The sequence below is a fragment of the Bacillus cereus group sp. MG1 genome (assembly GCF_040460035.1).
Taxonomy (GTDB): Bacteria; Bacillota; Bacilli; order Bacillales; family Bacillaceae_G; genus Bacillus_A; species Bacillus_A cereus.
In genome coordinates, this window is the sequence record NZ_JARVGY010000001.1 from 3,515,495 (window position 1) to 3,538,253 (window position 22,759).

Here is a 22,759-nt window from a genome sequence, read left to right on the forward strand (position 1 = left end):
CATGTTATTTATCACACTCTATACTCACAAGGAGGTGATATAACATGTCACGTAGCACAAATAAATTAGCGGTTCCTGGTGCTGAATCAGCATTAGACCAAATGAAATACGAAATCGCTCAAGAGTTTGGTGTTCAACTTGGAGCTGATGCAACAGCTCGCGCTAACGGTTCTGTTGGTGGTGAAATCACTAAACGTCTAGTTTCACTAGCTGAGCAACAATTAGGCGGTTACCAAAAATAATCCCATATGATGGCTTAGAAAGAGCGGGTTCTCCCGCTCTTTCTTTTTTGTGTTGCCATTTGTCGGTAAGTTGATGTAATTTCATTTAGTAATTCGACAGAACTGAAAAATTTGTCAAAAGAAGAGGGTTCAAAATTAACAGAAAATTCTTTATTATATAAAGGAGGCATAAAGAAAAGGGAGGATATTTTATGAAGAGAGAAGAATTGTTGGCGCCACCGTCTTATAATTTAGTTTCTGAAATAGAGAAATATACGGGTGATAAAGGGAAATTAGCTTTAATTTGGCAAGATGATAAAGGGAATCGAAGGGAAGTTACATACGCTGAATTAATGCAAGGTGCGAATAAAATTGGAAACGCTTTTATAAAAAGTGGTTTGCAAAAAGGGGACAAGCTTCTCATTATGATGCCGCGTTTAATTGAAGCGTACATGACGTATATTGCTGCTATTAAAGCAGGATTTGTCGTAATTCCAAGCTCGGAAATGTTACGTAAAAAAGATATAGAATATCGAATTGGACATGGAGAAGTAAAAGCGATAGTAAGCTATGAGCCGTATATTAGGCAGTTTGATGATATAGAAGCGATGGAATCTCTTCGGAAATTTGTCCTGAGCGAGCAGTCAGTAGATGGATGGATTAATTTAAAAACAGCGTTAGAAACAGAGAGTGACATGTTAGAAATGGCGAAGACAGATAAAGAAGATATGGTCTTTTTATCTTACACGTCAGGAACGACAGGAAATCCAAAAGGTGTCGTTCATACACATGCTTGGGCATACGCTCATTTACGTACGAGCGCTCCAAATTGGCTCGGAATTGAAGAGAATGATATTGTATGGGCAACAGCTAGTCCAGGCTGGCAAAAGTGGATTTGGAGCCCGTTTTTAGCAACGCTAGGATCAGGGGCAACAGGGTTTGTATATCACGGTAAGTTTGAACCGGAAACGTACCTAAACTTATTAGACGATAATAAGGTGAATGTACTTTGTTGTACACCGACTGAGTATAGATTAATGGCAAAGGTAGAAGATTTAAGTCAGTACAATTTAGAGGCATTACATAGCGCTGTATCAGCAGGTGAGCCGTTAAATAGAGAAGTCATTGGAACGTTCCAAAAGCACTTTCATATTACAGTGAGAGACGGCTATGGGCAAACGGAAAATACATTACTTGTTGGTGTAATGAAAGGGATGGATATTAGACCAGGTTCAATGGGGAAACCAACGCCAGGTAACCACGTCGATATCGTAAATGAGGAAGGTACTCCAGTTAAAGTAGGCGAAGTTGGTGATATTGCAGTTCACATTGAAACGCCGGCCCTCTTTAAACAATATTACAAAGACGATGAACGTACAGCGATGCAATTCCGCGGTGATTATTATATTACAGGTGATAAAGCGAAGAAAGATGAAGACGGCTACTTCTGGTTTGAAGGGCGCGGTGATGATATCATTATTAGCTCTGGTTATACAATCGGGCCGTTTGAAGTAGAGGATGCACTTGTAAAACATCCTTACGTAAGAGAATGTGCAGTTGTCGCAAGTCCTGATGAAATTCGTGGAAGTGTCGTGAAGGCATTTATCGTATTAAGAGAGAATATAGAAAAGAACGAAGAAACATTAATTCCAACACTCCAACAACACGTCAAAGAACTCACTGCACCATATAAATACCCTCGCAAAATTGAATTTGTAGATGAACTACCAAAAACGATTTCTGGAAAAATTCGCCGTATTGAACTTAGAAAACAAGAGATGGAGATTCCGTCAAAATAATTTTGAAAACAGTGAAGTAAATAGTTGAATGAAATGCAAAACAATGATAATATAAAAACGAACACAAGTTCGATTTTATAAACTTAAAAAAGAGGTGTCCGTATGATTTTAGGTATTAATCCGTACTTAGTTTTAGATGGTAGTGGGCAAGAAGCTGTACAGTTTTATAAAGAGGCTTTAGATGCAAAAGTAGAAGTCATGCAAACTTTTGGTGACATGCCTGAAAATCCAGAATACCCGATTCCAGCTGAAGCGAAAGAGCGCGTTTTACACGCTACTTTAAAAGTTGGTAATACGGATCTTATGATTTCTGATACATTCCCAGGTCAAGGACATGCAAACGGATCTCAAGTAACAATCGCAATTCAAATTAGTAATGCAGAAAAAGCAAAAGAAGTATTCGATAAGTTACAAGAAGGTGGAGAAGTTATCATGCCACTTCAAGAAACATTCTGGAGCCCAGCATACGGACAAGTAAAAGATAAATTTAATATTGAATGGCAAGTTACAACGTCTACTACTGAACAAAAGTAATTTTTAGAAAAGCACCATGTTTTGAAATGGTGCTTTTTTTTATACAATAAAAAATAAAGGAGATGGGATATATGGGAGAAATTTGGTATGGCGGCACCATTTACACAATGAGAGAAGAAAATGAAAAAGTGGACGCTGTTTACGTTGAAAACGGCATAATTGTTGATGCTGGTAATAAGGGAGAATTAGAAAGCAGATATTCAAACGTAAAGTTACATGACCTAAAAGGAAAAACAATGATCCCAGGTCTCGTTGATAGCCATATGCATCTTATTGGGCATGGAGAGAGATTACTCCGTCTAGATTTATCAAATTGTACATCTTATAGCGAAGTACTGACTCTTGTTCAGAAGCGAGTGGAAGAAGCTCCAAAGGGCTCTTGGATTATTGGAGAAGGATGGAATGAAAATAACTTTACAGATACGAAAGATGTTCACGCGCGTGATTTAGATGAAATTTCGAAAGACCATCCTATTTTATTAAAGAGAGTTTGTCGTCACGTTACATGGGTGAATTCATACATACTGCAAGAAGCGAATATAACAGAAGCGACAGAAGATCCAAAAGGCGGGAAAATTGGCAGAGATTCATCAAATAAGTTAACAGGACTTTTATATGAACAAGGGCAAGAATTAATTAAACATGTTCAGCCAGAAATTGATGAAGCTTATTTACAAAGAGCTCTGCAAACAGCGATTAAAGATTGCTGGAAATACGGACTTGTTGGCGGGCATACGGAAGATTTAAATTATTATGGTGGTTTTAGAAAAACGCATAATGCGTTTTCTCATGTGATAAAAGAAATGCCATTTAAAGCCCATTTGCTCGTTCACCATGAAGTAGCACATGAACGAAAAGAATATGAAAATGAACATTATATTGAATTTGGGGCAATGAAAATTTTTTCTGACGGTTCTTTTGGCGGAAGAACAGCATTATTAAGTGAACCGTATGAAGATGCGAAGGAAACGAATGGGGTTGCGATTTTCTCATGTGAAGAACTTGCAGAATTAGTGAAGAAAGCACGAGATTTACATATGCCAGTTGCGATTCATACTATCGGTGATTTATCGCTTGAATATGTCATTGATGCACTCGAATTATATCCACCAGCAAAAGGGTTACGTGACCGCATTATTCATTGTCAGCTTGCTCGTGAGGAGTTAATTGAAAGAATGAAAAACTTGCAAGTCATTATAGATATACAGCCAGTCTTTCTTTCATCAGATTTTCCGTCAGTCATTGAAAAACTAGGAGAGCGCCGTCTTCGTTATGCGTATGCTTGGAAGACATTACTGGAAGCAGGGCTACATTGTAATGGTGGCTCAGATGCCCCCATTGAACAAGTAAATCCGTTTCTAGGTATATATAGCGCTGTTACACGTAGAAGTTTTATTGACGGTGTATGCTATATGCCTGAGGAAAGATTAACGGTATATGAGGCTGTTTCTTTATTTACAACAGGAAGTTCCTATGCAATCGGAAAAGAAGCGAAGCGAGGGCAAATTACAAAAGGATATGAAGCAGACTTTACAATATTAGACCGCAATATTTTTGAAATTGAGGCAGAAGAAATAAAAGAAGTAGAAGCAGAAATGACCGTAATAGATGGCCAAGTTGTCTATAGAAAAAATGCGTAAAAATATATCAGCGATTTTCGGAATATATCGACTGTAACTCGAAATATATAAGCGATTATTGAAATATATCTATCGTAACTCGAAATATATGAGCGATTATTAAAATATATCGACTTACCGACAAAAACTGACAAGAATAACGGGTGGATAGTAAGAGAGTATTGTCCGCGCCAATCGGGGTAAATAAATAACCGCAGAATTATGGAATTCCATAATTCTGCGGTTATTTTAATCCTATAAAAACGTTCTCTGTACTTTTTCCCAGAAAGAATTGTTTTTTAATTTAACTGTTTTAATTTGTTTATCGCTTAAGCGTACAACAGCTTTTTCCACTTGTTTAATGCTAAGCGCTTCGTTATCCATGCCGATAACAGGATAATCGTTACCGTCTGGTCTTAGTTTTAAAGTTAATGTACGTTCGTGATTTAAAATGAAAGGTGAACCGAGCGTACGGTAAGTGTTGTTGTTTAAAGATGCTAGTTCGCTTACTTGGAAACATGGAATAAGTGGGTCAACAACTGCGCCATGCAATGATTTATTGTAAGCAGTACTTCCTGTTGGGGTAGAAACTACTAAACCGTCACCTCTAAATGTTTCGAAATATAAATCATCAACGTGAACATCTACAACGAATGTTTTTATAATACTAGAACGTAATGAGAACTCATTTAAACAATGGAAAGATGTACTGTGATCTACATCTACCTGAATTGTTGGATATTTACGCACTTCAATTTCATTTTTTGTAATTTCTTGAAGGGCTGTATCAACGTGATCAATATGGAAATCGCAGTAGAACGAAGTTTCATCTTTCGTAGAAATCCCTGCGTATAAGCAATCTTCCCTAAAACCAGTTTTACGAACGGTTTGTAAGAAGGTTGCATCATCTCCAACACTGACGATAGCGTTTGCATTTTTTGGATGATCTAATATGGTAAATCCATTCTCTTCTAAAATACGATAGATTGGTTTCATTTTTTCAACGAGCGTTGCTTTGTCATCACCATAAAAGAAAAATAAATTGCGACGATCTGCCATTATGTATCCCTCCACTGCAGTTAAATTTTCTGTTTTTCGTGCTACATATCATTAGAGTCCGTTCCCTGATGATATGTTCAAATAATATATTTCGATATAAAATGTCAAAACACCTTTTTATTTTTAGAAAAATTTTTATATTCAATCTTATAGAACTCTGTTTAATGATGAATAAAGTTGTCGATAATGGGTACGGAGTGAAAGGATGATACGTATGAAGTGGCTCGTAATTGGAATAATAATTCTTCTTCTTTTTATTTTGTTTATACTATTGTCAAAAATAAAGCTTAAGGTGACATTTTTATATTCAGAAATGGAAAAGAAATGTTTGCTTCAAGTGAAAATATGGATGATTCGATATACATTTGATGTGTTGGAAAGAATTGAAAAACAGCAGAAAAAGACAGGACAGAAAATCGAAAAAGCTGAAGAGGACGGCGGACTCGATAATAAAATTATGGCGCAACTTGACAGCATTGGTGAACTGATAAAAAAGCTTCAAGAAGTTCATACTATTGTTAAAGATTTTCTCAAACGAGTGAAAATCAATGGTTGGAAATGGCATACACAAATTGGAGCAGGCGACGCAGCTAGTACTGGAATTGTCACTGGATATGCATGGGGGACAAAAGGTATGGCTGCTGGAGTTGTCGGACAATATATGCATATTGTCGACGTACCAGAATTTGAAATTACCCCAGTTTTTCAAGGAAAAGGATTTGCATCAAGATGTGAGTTAACAGCATCTTTTCGTATATTCCGCACTATAAAAACAGCGGTGAAATTGCTCATATTTATGAGGAAGCAAAGATCTGGTATGACAGAAAAATCTGTTCAAGCATAGGGGGGATATAGAATGGAACATCCAATTCAAGGTTTAATGACAACAGCAATGCAGCATTTAAAACAAATGACTGATGTAAATACAATTGTTGGTGACCCAATTAAAGCGGCAGATGGAAGTGTAATTCTTACTGTTTCGAAAGTAAGTTTCGGGTTTGCTGCTGGTGGAAGTGAATTTGGTAAAGTAGAACATTCAGGCCGCCATCCATTTGGCGGGGGAAGTGGTGGAGGAGTTTCTATTAATCCTGTTGCCTTTCTTGTTATAAATGGAGATGGTGTGAAAGTATTGCACTTAGATAAACAAACACATGTCATCGATAAAATAATTGAATTAGCGCCACAAGCTGTTGATAAAGTGAAAGAAATGATGGATAAACGAAAAGAAGATGATCCTGAATTTCAAATTTAACGAATAAAGAAGCTAATCAATAGGTTAGCTTCTTTAATTTTTTTGTAAATAAAGCGATTTTATTTGCATTATCGATAGGGACAAACTATCATTTACATTGTACATATTTTGTTTAAATAAGGGAGGATTTTCAAGTGGCAAACGTAACTTTTAAAGGTAATCCAATGACTTTAGTTGGAACAGAAGTTAAAGTTGGCGATCAAGCGCCAAACTTCCAAGTATTAGCAAACGACTTATCTCCAGTAAGTTTAGAAACATACAAAGGCGAAGTGAAATTAATTAGTGTTGTACCTTCAATCGACACAGGTGTGTGTGATGCACAAACACGTCGTTTTAACCAAGATGCAGCAGGTATTGAAAACGCGAAAGTATTAACAATTAGCGCTGATTTACCATTCGCTCAAAAACGCTGGTGTGCAGCAAACGGTTTAGAAAATGTTGTAACACTTTCTGACCACCGCGACCTTTCATTCGGTGAAGCTTACGGCTTAGTAATGAAAGAACTTCGTTTACTTGCTCGTGCAGTATTCGTAGTAGATAGCAATGACAAAGTAGTTTACGTAGAATACGTAAGCGAAGGTACAAGCCATCCAAACTATGAAGCAGCATTAGAAGCAGCTAAATCTGCGAAGTAATGTGAAGAAAATGACCTCTTATAAAGAGGTCGTTTTTTCTCATATATTGCTCTGTAACGGCATCGATATATGAGAAAAAACGTTATATCATATATAACTAAAGGGGAGCTCTTTACAGGAGGTCGCTTTTTCTTTTTGGAAAAAATCACTTTGTGGTATGATATAAGTTATGTGTAAAAGAGAGAAGGAGGAATGTACGTGAGTCAGACAGTAGAAACATTATTTTCTATTTTTGATTCTTCTGCGGTAGTTTTACGTAAAGAATTAGATGTAACATATTTAGAGGCGCTTGTAGAAACAGGTGATAACTTGTTTGAGGGAGCGATTTTACAAGAGGAATTATCCGAATCAGCAATTGAAAGGCTGAATCGTGAATATAGTACGTTTAATGAAGAAACATATAAAGGTGAAGAAATTCGTAAAGCATTTCAGTTAGCCATCTTAAAAGGAATGAAAGAAGGCGTACAAGCGAATCACGAAATGACACCTGATGCAGTTGGGATGTTCATGAGTTACTTATTCCATAAATTTATGCAAGGTCAAAATGAAATTACAGTTTTAGATCCTGCAATTGGAACAGGTAACTTAATGACTACAGTGTTTAATAGCGCTAAAGAAGGACTAACAATGAGTGGATTTGGTGTAGAAGTGGATGAAGTGCTAATTAAACTTGCTTTAGTAAATGCAAATTTACAAAAGCATGCAATCGAATTCTTCCATCAAGATGGACTAGCACCACTTTATATCGATCCAGTTGATGCAGTCGTTTCAGACTTACCGGTTGGTTATTATCCAAACGAAATCGGTGCAAGTGAATATAAATTAAAAGCAGATGAAGGAATGTCGTATGCCCATCACTTATTTATTGAACAAAGTGTGAAACATACGAAAGAGGGCGGTTACTTATTCTTCTTAGTACCAAACTTCATTTTTGAAAGTGACCAAGCACCGAAATTACATGCATTTATTAAAGAAACATGCTTTATTCAAGGGTTATTACAGCTTCCTGTTTCCATGTTTAAAAACGAGAAAAATGCAAAAAGTATATTTGTTCTCCAAAAGAAAGGCGCTAATGTAACAATGCCAAAACAGGCGTTATTAGTGGAGTTGCCTAAATTCTCTAATATGAAGGCGATGGAAGACATTATGGATCAATTAAATACTTGGTTTGCAACACATAAATAAAGCTAGGTATATGTAACAGCATTAGTGATTTATGTAGTACAGTTTTATATAATATGTCATATTTTTAAATATATACAAGATTTAACTGAATTTTTTTGAAATCTGTAATATATATTTTTTCTTGGTGTTACAATTTTTTTACTTGAAATATATGTCGGACGATGTTTAAATTAAAATCGTGAGTATAAAATTTGCTAATGATGAAACGTTTTCATATTTAGTGAATTTGATCAGATAAAATCGAGCGGTTTGTGGAAACATCCACACAACTACCAAGAGAAAAAGGGGCGAAAGACTAGATGTCAAAAATCATCGCGATTAACGCAGGAAGCTCTTCCTTAAAATTCCAATTATTTGAAATGCCAAGTGAAACAGTATTAACAAAAGGTTTAGTAGAACGTATCGGTTTAGAAGATAGTATCTTCACTATTACTGTAGATGGCGAAAAACAAAAAGAAATTACAAACATTCCAGATCACGCAGTAGCAGTTAATATGCTTCTTAAAAAGTTAACTGAAAACGGAATCGTTAAATCTCTAGATGAGATTGGCGGTATCGGTCACCGTGTTGTTCACGGCGGCGAAAAATTTGCTGACTCTGTTTTAATTACTGATGAAGTATTAGCTGATATCGAAGAATTAAGCGATTTAGCACCACTTCATAACCCAGCAAACGTTGTTGGTATTAAAGCATTCCAAGAAGTATTACCAAACGTACCAGCAGTAGCAGTATTCGATACAGCATTCCACCAAACAATGCCGGAATCTGCATTCCTATACAGCTTACCATATGAGTACTATGAAAAATTCGGCATCCGTAAATACGGTTTCCACGGAACTTCTCATAAATATGTAACTGAGCGTGCGGCTGAATTATTAGGTCGTCCAATTGAAAGCTTAAGCTTACTTTCTTGTCACTTAGGTAACGGTGCAAGTATCGCAGCAGTAGAAGGCGGTAAATCTATTGATACTTCTATGGGCTTCACTCCACTTGCTGGTGTAACAATGGGTACACGTTCTGGTAACCTTGACCCTGCGTTAATTCCATACATCATGGAAAAAACAGGCCAAACAGTAGAAGAAGTAGTTAACGTATTAAACAAGAAGAGTGGTATGTTAGGTCTTACTGGTTACTCTAGTGACCTACGTGACATCATTGCGAAAGAAGAAGAAGGCGACCACCGTGCGAAAGTAGCACTTGATGTATTCGTAAGCCGTATCCACAAATACATCGGTTCTTACACTGCTCGTATGAAAGGTGTAGACGCAATCATCTTCACAGCTGGTGTAGGTGAAAACAGTGCGATTATTCGTGAGCGCGTATTAGAAGGCCTTGAGTACATGGGCGTATACTTCGATGCAAAACGTAATAACGTATTCGGTGAAGAAGCATTCATCAGCTTCCCACACTCTCCAGTAAAAATTATCGTAATTCCAACTGACGAAGAAGTTATGATTGCTCGTGACGTACTACGTCTTGGAGATATTGGTTAATATATGAAAAAAAAGACGAGATCCTATAGGATTTCGTCTTTTTTCTTTTAGATGTATTTTAAAACTCCATCCGGATATAATATTTTTTCTTTCTGAATGAATGCCGTAATAGGAATCCATTTCGCATATGCTACTGTTTCCTCATCTTGTATATTTAATATTTTCATTTCATATAGTGACGTGTCTAATAAACGCAAAGAATATAGTTGAATAATTTCATGACCAATGTCTCCATCTAGATGAAAGACATTTTCTAAACAGCCTAAATAATTGGTGATTTCCACTTCTGTATGAAGCTCTTCCCTAAATTCACGAATAACGGTATGTGCTGATTGTTCACCAAGTTCAATTGAACCACCAAGAGGTCGGTAAAATGTTTCATCGGCTGAATGATATTCTTGTACGAGAAGACGCCCGTGATGTATAGCAATGCCAAAAGCCTTTGCACGTGGATACATATACAATCACTCCTTATTTTTTTGTATAAGGAAGATTATAATATGTTTTGTAGTAAAGGTGTCATGTATTTAAGAATGTGGTCTAATCGTAATTCCATCAAATAAGTCTTTCCAAAATGCTTCATTGTATTGGTATACATCCATAATAGGACATTTCATAACGCAAACACGTTGTAATCCCCAATCTTCTTGGGTGATAGTTGGTATATCGGCAGGAATTAGTAACAGGACAGAGAATGTATGTGTAACGATTTGAGATAAAATTTGTTCTAGGGAACATGCTTCTTCATATGTTCCTCCAGTTCGAATAAATAATATGGATTCGGCCGTTTCAATTGTAGCTAGAAAACGATTAATACGATGTTCATAATTTAACTTAATTTCTGTATAAGAAGGCCAAGAAGTTGGTGTGTTTACATCTGTTTTAAAGTCATGACAGGAGTCAATTTCATAAAGGTTGTCCCTTAATCTTAATTTTGCATCATCATCCCAAAATGAGATGAAGGATAAATTTTCGAAATTTAAAAAGCGGTCAAATCGATTTTGTAATAATACATTCACTTTTTCTAATGAGGGGCTTAGCATAAAATCAATAACGCCAAAAAATGGTGATAATTCTAATTGATATAATGCCCAAGCAGGCCAGCAGTTTTGTCCTAAGCTGAATACCGCATTATATTCTTTTTTTATATCGGATAGATTCATGTGATTTATCTCATCCTTTTTGTTAATATTTTATGCCATTCAAAAATGGTATGTGAATAAAGATAGACAAGCATATTTGCAAAGAATAAGCAGAAATATGTTACAATAGAAAAAAATCGAACGAGGTGGTTGTTACGATGCGATCGAAGCGAGAACAAGCCATTTTAGACAATATAAAAGAATGGGAAGCGCAATTAGTTGAGCAAGAAGCGACCGATTTTCAAAAAGTGTTTGATAAATGGTTACATACTACAGTTGCGAAATTACCTGAGAAAAAGCGAAAAGAATTCTTCACGAAAGCAGATGGATGGCTCTTTCATTTGCATGCATTTATTCAAAGTTCACAAGCACAGTTAGATGCACGTAATCGGATTTTAGGAACATCAAGATTATTTGATGAATCGATTGAACAGCTTGAAGATTTGAAAGCATTATCTATTGATCAATTAACATACATAGCAGAGCAGCAAACAGCACGTCATCGTCTATATTCATTTGTACAAGGCGGGGCAACAGGTGCTGGAGGTTTATTATTATTAACGGCGGATTTTCCGGTTATGATCGCATTAAATGTGAAGGCAGTCCAACTTATTGCAACATCATTTGGACATGATGTGAACAAGCCGTATGAAATGATGCTTGCGTTAAAGGTGTTTCATGCGTCATTACTACCAGGAAGACTTCAGCAATACGCATGGTACAATTTATTGCAAGAGCTGGAGCAAGAAGATTCGTTCTTCTACGAAGGAGACGAAGCAGTGCTACAAACAGCTTCTACTGAGGTTGTGTTAAAACAAATTTTGAAGACATTTTCGATTTATGCTCTTCGTCGTAAATTATTCCAAGGTATACCGGTAATTGGAATGGCAATTGGATCTACAGTGAATTATCGTTTAACAAGAAACGTTACTGAATTTGCAAATAGATTTTATCAAGTGCGCCATATAGTCGAGAAAGAAAAAAGAGCATAAAAAAAGCGAGAGGCCGAAGCCTTTCGCTTTTTTAATTTGTTGCATGTTTTTTAGACATTGGAACAGATACTGGCTGCTTTTCTGCTGTTTTTTCTGTTTTTGGATAATAAATTAAATCCAATGTTTTTGCCTGTACGGCAATCGAAAGAATAGTAAAAGCAATTTCTGTCCAATTTAAATAATATAATGAAAGCGCAAGAACAATCGCGTCAAAGACGAAGAAAATTTGCCCAATTGTAAAACGAGTTCGTTTACTTAATACAATTGTTAAAATATCGTCTCCACCGGTTGCACCGCCAAATCGCAATATAAAACCGAGTCCAATACCAGCTAACGCACCGCCAACTACTGCAGCTATAAATAAGTTATTTGATAAATCTACCGTAAATGGAGAATAATTTTCCATAAAGGAATAAAATACTCCGAATGAAATTGAACCTAGGAATGAATAGCCAACCATTTTTCTACCTAAAAATGAAGCACACAGTAAAATAATTGGGATATCCATTAATACAGTTGAAATAGATGGTGAAATATCATAAAAGTTTTGAATGAATAGTGCAATTCCTACAAAGCCACCTTCTGTTAAGTGGTTTTGGAAGTGAATGTGATATAGCGCTGCTGCTAAAATAAATGAACCGATTAAAACCATAAAAATTTCTTTAATAATTTGCCGACTTTGGATGTTCCTCATCGTTATTCCTTCTTTCCGTAGTTAGTAGTCCTTTTTGTGTTGTAAACTAACTACGAGCTCACATGTAGCTTTCAGTTAGTTTACGAAAAAACTAACTACGCTATATGTCGCTGAAGAAATAACGAATAATCCTCTCGTCCATCAATTCTCCCTACCTTCGTTTTAGTTTAAGTCTTAAAACGACTAAACAAAACGTGGAGTAGGATTCTTCATTTAGCAATCCTGCTCTTCTTTGTTTTGTTTAGTTAGTAACAATTAAGTCCTAAACAAAACGCTATGTGTAAGAAGAGTCTTTTTTTTGCCAAATTATCCTTCGGGCAATCATAATTTCCCCACTCTCGTATTTTTTTCGCTAGACTAAAGTATCTGAGCTGAAAAATACGCTACGTGTATGATTCGTCAATACGATGCCACATGCTCCTTCGAGCGATCATGATATCAAAATCCCTTCCTTCAAGATTTATACTATTATATCATACTTTTAAAAAATGTATGCGGATGGAAACCGACAATAAACGGAGGGAATCTACAAAAAATGTTATGTTTAAATATTTTTGTAGAAAAGCCTAAGTTATTTCGGAGGATTGGACAGTTTGTAACGGTTTGTCCAATAAGTAAGAAAAAAAGGTTTTATTCCGTTGTATTCTTTTCATCACTTTTATCTTTGAAAAACGCATCCCAACTAATCACACTTAAAAAAGTTAAAGCGATAATAACGAAAGCACGCATAAGCTGTAGACCTCCTTTTGTACATAGTATATGAATCATTCGATTCGGAATGTGTCATTTTTTTACAAGTCTTAACTATTATGAGAGTATATTAATATAGATAGATGAAGGGGAGAGTGAAGGTATGCTAAAAGAAATGTTCAAAAGAAAAGAATTAATATGTATTTCATGTCAGAAAAAAATTCAATATGAAGAAGAGCTTGTTGCTTTTGTAAAGTTGCCGAAAGAAAGAAGTATATTAGTTGGCCCTTTTGATGTGTGTTTGGCAAAAACAGCACAAGAGATATATTGTAAATCATGTTACGACAAAAAAAGCATGACCCAAAGTAATTGAGGGACATGCTTTTTTCATTGGTGTGCTTTCCCCTCAGATACATTTTGAGTGAGTCGATACCAAAGCCAAAGGTCATTAATGATGGAAGCAAGATCGGCAATTTCTGAATTTAGTTTACAAGAAACTTCGAAGTCTTCTTCGTTATTTAAATAATGTTGTTTTTTATTAATATAGTGCTCAAGTTCTTTTATACGATCAGGAATTTTCCCGCGAACTTGTTCCCATTTTAGTAAAATAGCATGTTGCATTTTTTCGGGGATTTCTTCCCAGTCTTCTTGTAAATGTGGAATTTCAATTCCTAGATGTTCATCGTATAAGAAATACTTTTCCATAAGTTCACCCCCGTTTTCCTGCTTATATTGTACAGAAAAACAGAAAGAAGTTCGACGAAATTGTTTGAAAAAATTTGAAAATGACTCTTGATACATTTTGTGAAAGGTGTTAAAGTGTGAATTATTATAAAAGAAAATGAATATTTATTCTTTAGGGGGATGCAAAATGGAGAAGAAAAAAGTTGTATTAGCATATTCCGGAGGTCTTGATACTTCCGTTGCAATTAAATGGTTACAAGAGAAGAATTATGATATTATCGCGCTTTGTTTAGACTTAGGGGAAGGTAAAGACTTAGCATTTGTAAAAGAAAAGGCACTTTCAGTAGGTGCAATTAAATCATATATGATTGACGTTCAAGAAGAATTTGCAAACGAATATGCATTGATGGCGATGCAAGCACACACATTATACGAAGGAAAATACCCTCTTGTCTCTGCATTATCTCGTCCGCTTATTGCGAAGAAATTAGTAGAAATCGCAGAACAAGAAGGCGCAACTGCAGTTGCACACGGATGTACAGGAAAAGGAAATGACCAAGTTCGTTTTGAAGTTTCTATCCAAGCATTAAATCCTTACTTAGAAGTGATTGCGCCTGTACGTGAATGGAAATGGTCACGTGAAGAAGAAATTGCATATGCAAAAGAAAACGATGTACCAATTCCGATTAATTTAGATAGCCCGTTTTCAATCGATCAAAACTTATGGGGACGCAGCAACGAATGTGGAATTTTAGAAGATCCATGGGCAGCGCCGCCAGAAGATGCATATGAGATGACATTAGCGTTAGAAGATACACCGAATAAACCAGAGTTTGTAGAAATCGGATTTGAAGCGGGCGTACCGACTACTTTAAATGGCACTGCATATTCACTTGCAGAATTAATTAAAACGTTAAATGCGCTTGCTGGAAAACACGGCGTTGGACGTATTGATCACGTAGAAAATCGTCTTGTCGGTATTAAATCTCGTGAAGTATACGAATGCCCAGCAGCAATGACGTTAATCACTGCGCATAAAGAGTTGGAAGATTTAACACACGTAAAAGAAGTAGCGCATTTTAAACCAGTGATTGAACAGAAAATAACAGAACTTATTTATAACGGTTTATGGTTCTCACCTTTAAAACAAGCGCTTCATGCATTTTTACAAGAAACGCAAAAGAATGTAACAGGTACAGTGCGTGTGAAATTATTTAAAGGTCATGCGATTGTAGAAGGACGTAAATCTGAATACTCTTTATACGATGAAAAATTAGCAACATATACTGCCCAGGACGAATTTAATCATGATGCAGCAGTTGGATTCATTTCATTATTTGGTTTACCGACGAAAGTATACAGCCAAGTGAATCAAAAGAAGGTGGAAGCGTGAGCAAACTTTGGGGCGGACGTTTTACTGAAGAAGCGGAAGCGTGGGTTGAAGAGTTTGGAGCATCCATCTCTTTCGATCAACAATTAGTAAATCAAGATATAAACGGGAGTATTGCACACGTAACGATGCTAGCAAAGCAAGGCATCGTTACGAAAGAAGAAGCAGAGAAAATAAAGGTAGGTCTTCAATATTTATTGAAAGAAGCAAAAGAGAATAAGCTACAATTTTTAGTAGAAGCAGAGGATATTCATTTAAACATCGAAAAAATGTTAATTGAACAAATTGGCGAAGTAGGAGGAAAACTTCACACTGGCCGAAGTCGTAATGATCAAGTAGCGACAGATATGCATTTGTATTTAAAAGAAAAGGTAGAACATATTATAAAAGCTACAAAACAATTGCAAACTGTTCTTGTTCATCAAGCAGAAAATAATATTGAAACGATTATGCCTGGCTATACGCATTTGCAACGTGCTCAGCCGATTTCATTTGCTCATCATATTCTCGCTTACTTTTGGATGTTAGAGCGTGATGTAAATCGTTATGAAGATTCGTTAAAGCGTATTAATATCTCCCCATTAGGAGCAGGAGCGCTAGCTGGGACGACATTCCCGATTGACCGAGAATATAGTGCGGAGCTTCTTGGATTTAATGGAATATATGAAAATAGTTTAGATGCAGTAAGCGATCGTGATTTCATCTTGGAGTTTTTAAGTAACTCATCTATGCTTATGATGCACTTATCGCGCTTTTGTGAAGAACTTATTTTATGGAGTAGCCAAGAGTTTCAATTTATTGAAATGAGCGATCAATACGCAACTGGAAGCAGCATTATGCCGCAAAAGAAAAACCCGGATATGGCGGAACTAATCCGTGGTAAAACAGGCAGAGTATACGGTAATTTATTCAGTTTACTTACAGTAATGAAAGGATTACCGCTCGCTTACAATAAAGACTTGCAAGAAGATAAAGAAGGAATGTTTGATACAGTAAAAACAGTAGAAGGATGCCTTCATATTATGGCGGGCATGCTTGAAACGATGACTGTAAACAAAGAAAAAATGGGGCAAGCTGTGACGCAAGATTTCTCCAATGCAACAGAAATTGCCGACTATTTAGCAAACAAAGGACTACCATTCCGTCAAGCTCATGAAATTGTTGGGAAGTTAGTGCTATATTGCACACAAAAAGGAATTTATTTATTAGATGTCTCGCTTGAAACATATAAAGAAATGAGCTCTTTATTTGAAGAGGATTTGTATGAAGTTCTTTCACCATATGCGGCTGTAAAGCGTCGTAATAGTTCGGGTGGAACAGGATTTGAACAAATCAAAAACGCTTTGGAGAAGGCGAAGGGGTTAACGAAAGAATTTATTAAGAATTGAGTTGGGAAGTACGCCAGTCTAGTAAAGTCTGGCGTACTTTGTTTTTTAATAATATTTAAGTTACAATATAGTAAAAAATAACAATTTAGGGGAAGTCTATGAAAAAAATAGTGTTTATCATTGTACTGGTAATTAGTTTAATTGCAAATGCTAAAGTGTTTCTTTTGGACAAATATATGTATGTTGGTGAAAAAGAAAAGCGAGAAGAAGCGATTATCGCAACGATGTGGCATTTGCAAGATAAAGGATATAAAGAAAGTGATATTTTATATATAAAACCGGCCTTTTATAGCAAAATGGATTCGTATGGAATGAATGTGCAGTTTAAAGATGAACCAAATGAATCATATACATATAGAGTTTTAAAAGATACGAAAACAAATAAACTAACTGTACACCAAGATAGCAATGAGCAAGGTGGTATGGGCGGGAAGCATCAAGAGCTTAAATAAAGAAAGAAAACGACTGATGGCATTCGCCTGCAGTCGTTTTTCTTTTAATCATACTTATGTCGTTCTTCCGTAATTCGAATATACTCAATATCCATCAAATCTCTAAGTAATGCACCGTTACTTAGTTCAACGCCATGTTTCTCTTTAAAATGAGTACGAATCGTATCTAGCATTTCGAGTTCTTTCCCATTCACATCTAAAATAATACGTTCAGAATCATCCATGTTGCATCCTCCTTTTTTACACATATATATTTTGTCCGTCTATTTCTAAAAAATGTATGTTAACGTAATGTTAGGAAATAAGAAAGGGATGAAAAATGAGACGTATTTATTTTATAGGGTTAATTTTGTACACGCTAATTGTATTACACGTTGCATTCCCAAATATCTTTTCATTTGAGGATTTAGAAACAGTACACGTTGCGATATTTATTTTTGCTCTATTTGTAGTAGATTGCTTTATTTCTATATGGATTTCGAAAAGAAAAGATATACAAGGTGAAAAAGAAATGGAACGGAAAAAGAGAAAACATTCATTTTGGATGATGACATACTGTTTGTCTTTAGTGCTTACTGCTGCTTTTTTTAGTGAACATATTCCATTAGAAAGATTAAATATTGGATTTGGAGCGTTCGTATTCGCATACTATTTTTTTTATGCACTTTCTTCCTTATATGAAAGAAAAGCGAGGAGAAGAGGAAAATCCGCTTGTAGAAGAAGCGAAAGAACAAGAGAGTAAGAGAATTGAAGGAGATATAAAGAAACTTGGAGAACAAAAATGGTATTTAAAATCAAAAATCATATATGTTCTTTGCTTCATTACGCCGCCAATCGGCTATTTGTACGTCTTCTTACTTCGTAAAAAAATGACAGAGGGTGCAAAGCAAACGTACTTAACGATCGCGACAATCATGATGGCGTTATGGTCTTTGAAGTTTCTTCCGCCTTATGTGTTGGCAATTACCGTTGTTGTCGTAGCATGTCTTGTGTTTATAGTGAAGTTTATGAAATGAAAAACACCAAGCCTATGTGGACTTGGTGTTTTATCTATAAATTAAAGCTCACCTTGCTCTTCATCACCACGAACAACAAGGACATCGCATTTCGCATAGCGAATAATATGTTCAGAGACGCTACCAATTAGGAAACGCTCAACAGCATTTAAACCAGTCGCACCACACATAATTAAATCTACTTTATGGTTTGGAGCGATTTCTTTTGAAATTTTTGATTTAGGATTACCGAATTCTAATACAGTTTCAATTTTTTCAAGACCAGCTTCAAGCGCAGTTTTTTTGTAGTCTTCTAATAAGTCTTCTGCAAATAGATTTGCCCGTTCAGCAATTGCACGGCTATAAGCTTCTACTGCTGAGTATGCTTTTACATCAACGATATGAGCAATTGTTAATGTTGCATTGTTGCGCTTTGCGACTTGAATTGCTTTTTTAAAGGCTTTTTCTGCTTCTTTAGAACCATCCACCGCGATTAAAATATTTGTATATGTATTATTCATAGTAAATTCCTCCCAATCTGTTTTATAACTGTTTACAACTTAATTATAAAACAAATTTTGGTAACGTGCTTGCCAGAAACGTTACAGAATTTTGAAAACTCTGTTTCAATTCATTTTAGTTGTAATTGGAGCGAGAACTTGTTACATATGAAGTATAGCAATTTAAAAGGGGGCAGTTTTGTGAGACATGCGCTCATTACAGCCGGTACGAAAGGTTTAGGAAAGCAAGTAACAGAAAAGTTATTGGCTAAAGGCTATTCAGTAACAGTAACGTACCATAGCGATACCACGGCTATGGAAACGATGAAAGAAACATATAAAGATGTGGAAGAGCGTCTACAATTCGTGCAAGCGGATGTCACGAAAAAGGAAGATTTACATAAAATAGTAGAAGAAGCGATGAGCCATTTTGGCAAAATTGACTTTTTAATTAATAATGCTGGTCCATATGTATTTGAACGAAAAAAGTTAGTTGATTATGAAGAAGATGAATGGAATGAAATGATTCAGGGGAATTTAACAGCGGTATTTCATTTATTAAAACTTGTCGTCCCGGTCATGAGAAAACAGAACTTTGGCCGTATTATTAATTACGGATTTCAAGGGGCGGATAGTGCACCGGGATGGATTTATCGTTCAGCTTTTGCCGCAGCGAAAGTAGGACTTGTTTCATTAACGAAAACAGTTGCTTATGAAGAAGCGGAGTATGGTATTACTGCGAACATGGTATGTCCTGGTGATATTATAGGCGAGATGAAAGAGGCAACTATTCAAGAAGCACGTCAGCTGAAAGAGCATAACACACCGATTGGTAGATCTGGAACAGGTGAAGATATTGCAAGAACCATTTCGTTTTTATGTGAGGACGATTCCGATATGATTACCGGTACAATTATTGAAGTGACTGGTGCAGTGGATGTTATTCATAGACATCGATAGAATAAAATAAGATGAAGTTTCGAATAATTGGACAGTTTATCCATTGTGCTGAGAGGTGCGGATAATACTGTCCTTTAATATAAAATTAAATCTATCGGAAAACTCGTGTTATTTTTTTGTCAAATATTGAGATATTATGTTAAAATATAAGAGCGTAGAAAGCGCTTTAAAAAAATGATTCAGGGGTCATTTCATAACTCAAGGGGGAACTAATCATGCGTATCGGTATTCCAACAGAAATTAAAAACAATGAAAACCGTGTGGCAATGACGCCAGCGGGAGCAGTACATTTAGTACAAAATGGTCATGAAGTTTTTGTTCAAAAAGGAGCAGGTTTAGGATCTGGCTTTACGGATGAAGAATACGTACAAGCTGGTGCGAAACTTGTAGAAACTGCTGAAGAAGCATGGAATCAAGATATGGTTATGAAGGTAAAAGAGCCAGTAGCAAGTGAATACGGCTATTTCCGTGAAGGTTTAATTTTATTCACATACTTACACTTAGCTCCAGAACCAGAATTAACGAAAGCATTAATCGATAACAAAGTTGCATCAATCGCATACGAAACAGTACAATTAGACAATCGTTCTTTACCATTACTTGCACCTATGAGTGAAGTAGCTGGTCGTATGTCTGCACAAATCGGTGCACAATTCCTTGAGAAAAACAAAGGTGGTAAAGGTATTTTACTTGCAGGCGTTCCAGGGGTAAAACGCGGCAAAGTAACAATCATCGGCGGTGGTCAAGCTGGTACAAACGCAGCTAAGATTGCAGTAGGTTTAGGTGCAGATGTAACAATCATTGACTTAAGTGCAGAACGTCTTCGTCAATTAGATGATATTTTCGGTAACCAAGTAAAAACATTAATGTCTAATCCATACAACATTGCAGAAGCTGTTAAAGAATCTGACCTTGTTATTGGAGCAGTATTAATTCCAGGTGCAAAAGCGCCAAAACTTGTAACTGAAGAAATGATTCAATCAATGGAACCAGGTTCTGTCGTTGTAGATATCGCGATTGACCAAGGTGGTATTTTCGAAACAACTGATCGTATTACAACTCATGACAACCCAACTTACGAAAAACACGGCGTTGTTCATTATGCAGTTGCTAATATGCCAGGTGCAGTTCCACGTACGTCAACTCTTGCATTAACAAACGTAACAGTACCATATGCAGTACAAATTGCGAACAAAGGTTACAAAGATGCTTGCTTAGGCAACACTGCATTACTAAAAGGTATTAACACATTAGATGGCTATGTAACATTCGAAGCAGTTGCAGAAGCGCACGGCTTACAATACGCTGATGCGAAAGAGCTTCTTGAAAAAGCTCCTGCTTTATCATAATAGAAATACATTCGAGACCTTCCTTTATGAGGAGGGTCTTTTTTTATGGAGAAATAACATGTGAATAATTGTTATTTATTGGTGTAAATCATTTTTTATTATGATAATTTAGAATTATATAATAAAAAGAGGGGATTCAATGGGGAGTAAAAAGAGGAAGAAAAAGCAAGCAAAGAGACAAAAGTACATAAAGAAAAAACAGGAGCAGAACATACCTTTTTCACAAAAAGTAGTCCTTATGATAGAAAAAGTATTTCGATATATTTGTATGTTCTTGTATGTGATTTTTTGTGTGTTTTTATGTGGGATGGTTAAATGTTTGGGGATAACACCTAATGTTATTGAAGGTATTTTTGGCGTTATGCTTGTTATGGTAGAAGGAATCTTATTCTTTATATTATTTGATAAGGTTTGGCCTAGTCATGAAAGTAAAAAAGATAGAAAAAGAAGCAAAAAATCTTCATCCAATTCAAGCTCATCAAGTGGATTCGGTGACTACAGTAGCAACGATTGTAGCAGCTCAAGTGATGGCGGAGGAGATTGCGGAGGTGGTGGAGACTAAGTTGGTTTTTCAGAAGAACGACTAATGGAAGGATGGGATGAAATATGGAAACTGTGAACTTAATAGAATTAACAAAAGACATTCAAGATCAACATAAAAACTTCGTCGTTTCAAACATAAACAGTCATTGCTTACGCATCGCTGTATTTACTGGTGAATATGATTGGCACTATCATTCTAATTCGGATGAATTATTTATTGTGCTAGAGGGAGAGTTACTTATTGATTTTGAAGATGGAGAAACGGCGGTTTTAAAGCCAAATGATTCTATTTTAATTCCAGCATGTACGATTCATAGAACGAGAGCATTAAAGAGGACGGTAAATCTTTGTTTTGAACATATAGAGGCTGATACGATTATAGTGGAGCAATTATGAAAAAATTATCTGTAGCCGAGTATAGAAAAATCATTCCGATTTTGGAAAGTAATACAAGAACGACGACATTTGCTTATGCGGTATGTGATCAAATGGTAGATGGTGAGGTTTTTGCCAACGAGAAGTTAACAGCAGGATTAATTCGTACAGTTAACGGTATCTATTATTTATTTGGTCATACGGATGATCAAAATTATAATGAAGATTTATTGATGTATTTAAAAATGGCTATTGAAAAAACAGAGAAGAGATTTACACTATTCGCTTCAAGTGAAGAGTGGGAAATGATGATTGAAGGGTGTTTTAGTAATGTACTTCGGAATATGCCACGAATGAAATTCCAAAGAGAAATCTTTGAAGAGCGAACACAAGATGCAAATAAAAATACATATGCAGTGAAGCGTATTGATAAAAGTGATATAGAACGAAGCAGTGAATTTACAGAGGAGTACTACAAAGGATATTGGGGATCAAAAGAAACGTTTTTGAATAGTGGTTTTGGATTTTGTATAGAACAAGATGGGATAATTGTAGCTGAATGTGTCTCAATATTTAGCGGGAATGGTTATGCTGAAATAGATATCGCAACACATGAAGCATATCAAGGAAAAGGATTAGCTCAAGCTGTTGCGACACGGTTCGTTGAGCATTGCATGCAAAATGATATTACACCGTGCTGGGATTGTTATGTAGACAATATTCCTTCGCAAAAACTAGCTAGTAAATTAAGTTTTCATAATCCGATAGAATATAGATTGTTTGTAAGTAAGAAAACGGGGGAATAAAA

26 protein-coding genes and 1 pseudogene are annotated in these 22,759 nt (G+C 35.9%); 20 read left to right on the forward strand and 7 right to left on the reverse strand.

Annotated elements, in window-relative coordinates; translation table 11 throughout:
* The first annotated feature begins 44 nt into the window (after positions 1-44).
* The 4 genes from QCI79_RS18485 (at position 45) to QCI79_RS18500 (ending at position 4,194) form a co-directional block, all read left to right on the forward strand.
* Positions 45-242, forward strand: a complete 198-nt coding sequence (locus tag QCI79_RS18485; RefSeq protein WP_000091640.1) for an alpha/beta-type small acid-soluble spore protein — start codon at positions 45-47, stop codon at positions 240-242.
* Between the two features lie 191 nt (positions 243-433).
* Complete coding sequence (mbcS, locus tag QCI79_RS18490) at positions 434-2,020, forward strand: acyl-CoA synthetase MbcS (protein WP_000817765.1); 1,587 nt, start codon at positions 434-436, stop codon at positions 2,018-2,020.
* Between the two features lie 102 nt (positions 2,021-2,122).
* Positions 2,123-2,554, forward strand: a complete 432-nt coding sequence (locus QCI79_RS18495; protein WP_000600356.1) for a VOC family protein — start codon at positions 2,123-2,125, stop codon at positions 2,552-2,554.
* 71 nt (positions 2,555-2,625) lie between these two features.
* Positions 2,626-4,194 carry an amidohydrolase gene (locus QCI79_RS18500; RefSeq protein ID WP_000503989.1) on the forward strand — a complete coding sequence of 523 codons (1,569 nt, stop codon included), beginning with the start codon at positions 2,626-2,628 and terminating at the stop codon, positions 4,192-4,194.
* 234 nt (positions 4,195-4,428) lie between these two features.
* Here the strand turns inward: QCI79_RS18500 and QCI79_RS18505 are convergent, their stop codons facing one another.
* The gene (locus QCI79_RS18505; protein ID WP_000785187.1) at positions 4,429-5,232 is read right to left on the reverse strand and encodes an NAD kinase; all 804 of its coding nucleotides are present in this window, start codon (positions 5,230-5,232) and stop codon (positions 4,429-4,431) included.
* 205 nt (positions 5,233-5,437) lie between these two features.
* On the opposite strand from QCI79_RS18505, the gene QCI79_RS18510 reads away from it, so the two are divergent.
* From QCI79_RS18510 to ackA, 5 genes are all read left to right on the forward strand, one after another.
* Positions 5,438-6,076, forward strand: a complete 639-nt coding sequence (locus tag QCI79_RS18510; RefSeq protein ID WP_002101410.1) for a DUF2953 domain-containing protein — start codon at positions 5,438-5,440, stop codon at positions 6,074-6,076.
* A gap of 12 nt (positions 6,077-6,088) precedes the next feature.
* On the forward strand, positions 6,089-6,484 hold the full coding sequence (gene ytfJ, locus QCI79_RS18515) for a GerW family sporulation protein (protein ID WP_000400935.1): 396 nt from the start codon (positions 6,089-6,091) through the stop codon (positions 6,482-6,484).
* A gap of 134 nt (positions 6,485-6,618) precedes the next feature.
* Complete coding sequence (gene tpx, locus QCI79_RS18520; protein WP_000024529.1) at positions 6,619-7,119, forward strand: thiol peroxidase; 501 nt, start codon at positions 6,619-6,621, stop codon at positions 7,117-7,119.
* A 198-nt stretch (positions 7,120-7,317) separates the two neighbouring features.
* The gene (locus tag QCI79_RS18525; RefSeq protein ID WP_000084367.1) at positions 7,318-8,304 is read left to right on the forward strand and encodes a class I SAM-dependent methyltransferase; all 987 of its coding nucleotides are present in this window, start codon (positions 7,318-7,320) and stop codon (positions 8,302-8,304) included.
* 299 nt (positions 8,305-8,603) lie between these two features.
* Positions 8,604-9,797, forward strand: a complete 1,194-nt coding sequence (gene ackA / locus QCI79_RS18530; RefSeq protein ID WP_000034575.1) for an acetate kinase — start codon at positions 8,604-8,606, stop codon at positions 9,795-9,797.
* Positions 9,798-9,844: 47 nt separating this feature from the next.
* Here the strand turns inward: ackA and QCI79_RS18535 are convergent, their stop codons facing one another.
* Both QCI79_RS18535 and QCI79_RS18540 read right to left on the reverse strand, forming a co-directional pair.
* A complete protein-coding gene (locus tag QCI79_RS18535; RefSeq protein WP_000283467.1) occupies positions 9,845-10,255 on the reverse strand; it encodes an NUDIX hydrolase in 411 nt (136 codons plus the stop codon).
* Between the two features lie 69 nt (positions 10,256-10,324).
* Complete coding sequence (locus QCI79_RS18540; RefSeq protein ID WP_001053732.1) at positions 10,325-10,960, reverse strand: DUF1796 family putative cysteine peptidase; 636 nt, start codon at positions 10,958-10,960, stop codon at positions 10,325-10,327.
* Between the two features lie 137 nt (positions 10,961-11,097).
* Between QCI79_RS18540 and QCI79_RS18545 the strand changes: the two genes are divergently transcribed.
* Entirely contained in the window at positions 11,098-11,931 is an 834-nt protein-coding gene (locus QCI79_RS18545; protein WP_001256853.1) for an EcsC family protein, read from the forward strand.
* 31 nt (positions 11,932-11,962) lie between these two features.
* Here QCI79_RS18545 and QCI79_RS18550 read toward each other — a convergent pair whose 3' ends face one another.
* Complete coding sequence (locus QCI79_RS18550) at positions 11,963-12,625, reverse strand: YitT family protein (protein WP_001244515.1); 663 nt, start codon at positions 12,623-12,625, stop codon at positions 11,963-11,965.
* Between the two features lie 853 nt (positions 12,626-13,478).
* Between QCI79_RS18550 and QCI79_RS18555 the strand changes: the two genes are divergently transcribed.
* Positions 13,479-13,688: a hypothetical protein gene (locus tag QCI79_RS18555; protein ID WP_000910674.1), complete on the forward strand. Its 210-nt coding sequence runs from the start codon at positions 13,479-13,481 to the stop codon at positions 13,686-13,688.
* Between the two features lie 14 nt (positions 13,689-13,702).
* Here QCI79_RS18555 and QCI79_RS18560 read toward each other — a convergent pair whose 3' ends face one another.
* Positions 13,703-14,020: a hypothetical protein gene (locus tag QCI79_RS18560; RefSeq protein ID WP_000417216.1), complete on the reverse strand. Its 318-nt coding sequence runs from the start codon at positions 14,018-14,020 to the stop codon at positions 13,703-13,705.
* Between the two features lie 166 nt (positions 14,021-14,186).
* Here QCI79_RS18560 and QCI79_RS18565 point away from each other — a divergent pair, with 166 nt between their 5' ends.
* The 3 genes from QCI79_RS18565 to QCI79_RS18575 all read left to right on the forward strand — a co-directional run bounded on the left by QCI79_RS18565 (position 14,187) and on the right by QCI79_RS18575 (position 17,229).
* Positions 14,187-15,392 (forward strand): argininosuccinate synthase, encoded by a 1,206-nt coding sequence (locus QCI79_RS18565; protein ID WP_000412315.1) that lies wholly within the window; start codon positions 14,187-14,189, stop codon positions 15,390-15,392.
* Positions 15,389-16,777 carry an argininosuccinate lyase gene (gene argH / locus QCI79_RS18570; RefSeq protein WP_000041287.1) on the forward strand — a complete coding sequence of 463 codons (1,389 nt, stop codon included), beginning with the start codon at positions 15,389-15,391 and terminating at the stop codon, positions 16,775-16,777. The genes QCI79_RS18565 and argH overlap by 4 nt, the downstream gene beginning before the upstream one ends.
* A gap of 98 nt (positions 16,778-16,875) precedes the next feature.
* The gene (locus QCI79_RS18575; protein ID WP_000724675.1) at positions 16,876-17,229 is read left to right on the forward strand and encodes a DUF3139 domain-containing protein; all 354 of its coding nucleotides are present in this window, start codon (positions 16,876-16,878) and stop codon (positions 17,227-17,229) included.
* A gap of 44 nt (positions 17,230-17,273) precedes the next feature.
* Here QCI79_RS18575 and QCI79_RS18580 read toward each other — a convergent pair whose 3' ends face one another.
* Complete coding sequence (locus QCI79_RS18580) at positions 17,274-17,453, reverse strand: hypothetical protein (RefSeq protein WP_000342766.1); 180 nt, start codon at positions 17,451-17,453, stop codon at positions 17,274-17,276.
* Between the two features lie 95 nt (positions 17,454-17,548).
* Between QCI79_RS18580 and QCI79_RS18585 the strand changes: the two are divergent.
* Positions 17,549-18,245, forward strand: a pseudogene (locus QCI79_RS18585) (hypothetical protein).
* A 41-nt stretch (positions 18,246-18,286) separates the two neighbouring features.
* Here the strand turns inward: QCI79_RS18585 and QCI79_RS18590 are convergent.
* Positions 18,287-18,745, reverse strand: a complete 459-nt coding sequence (locus tag QCI79_RS18590; protein WP_001066673.1) for a universal stress protein — start codon at positions 18,743-18,745, stop codon at positions 18,287-18,289.
* Between the two features lie 147 nt (positions 18,746-18,892).
* On the opposite strand from QCI79_RS18590, the gene QCI79_RS18595 reads away from it, so the two are divergent.
* From QCI79_RS18595 to QCI79_RS18615, 5 genes are all read left to right on the forward strand, one after another.
* Complete coding sequence (locus QCI79_RS18595) at positions 18,893-19,684, forward strand: SDR family oxidoreductase (protein WP_023901173.1); 792 nt, start codon at positions 18,893-18,895, stop codon at positions 19,682-19,684.
* 215 nt (positions 19,685-19,899) lie between these two features.
* Positions 19,900-21,033, forward strand: a complete 1,134-nt coding sequence (gene ald / locus QCI79_RS18600) for an alanine dehydrogenase (RefSeq protein WP_001219402.1) — start codon at positions 19,900-19,902, stop codon at positions 21,031-21,033.
* A gap of 139 nt (positions 21,034-21,172) precedes the next feature.
* Positions 21,173-21,595 carry a hypothetical protein gene (locus tag QCI79_RS18605; protein ID WP_000534936.1) on the forward strand — a complete coding sequence of 141 codons (423 nt, stop codon included), beginning with the start codon at positions 21,173-21,175 and terminating at the stop codon, positions 21,593-21,595.
* Between the two features lie 44 nt (positions 21,596-21,639).
* A complete protein-coding gene (locus tag QCI79_RS18610) occupies positions 21,640-21,972 on the forward strand; it encodes a cupin domain-containing protein (protein ID WP_000450931.1) in 333 nt (110 codons plus the stop codon).
* On the forward strand, positions 21,969-22,757 hold the full coding sequence (locus QCI79_RS18615) for a GNAT family N-acetyltransferase (RefSeq protein WP_000736729.1): 789 nt from the start codon (positions 21,969-21,971) through the stop codon (positions 22,755-22,757). The genes QCI79_RS18610 and QCI79_RS18615 overlap by 4 nt, the downstream gene beginning before the upstream one ends.
* Positions 22,758-22,759: the final 2 nt, after the last annotated feature.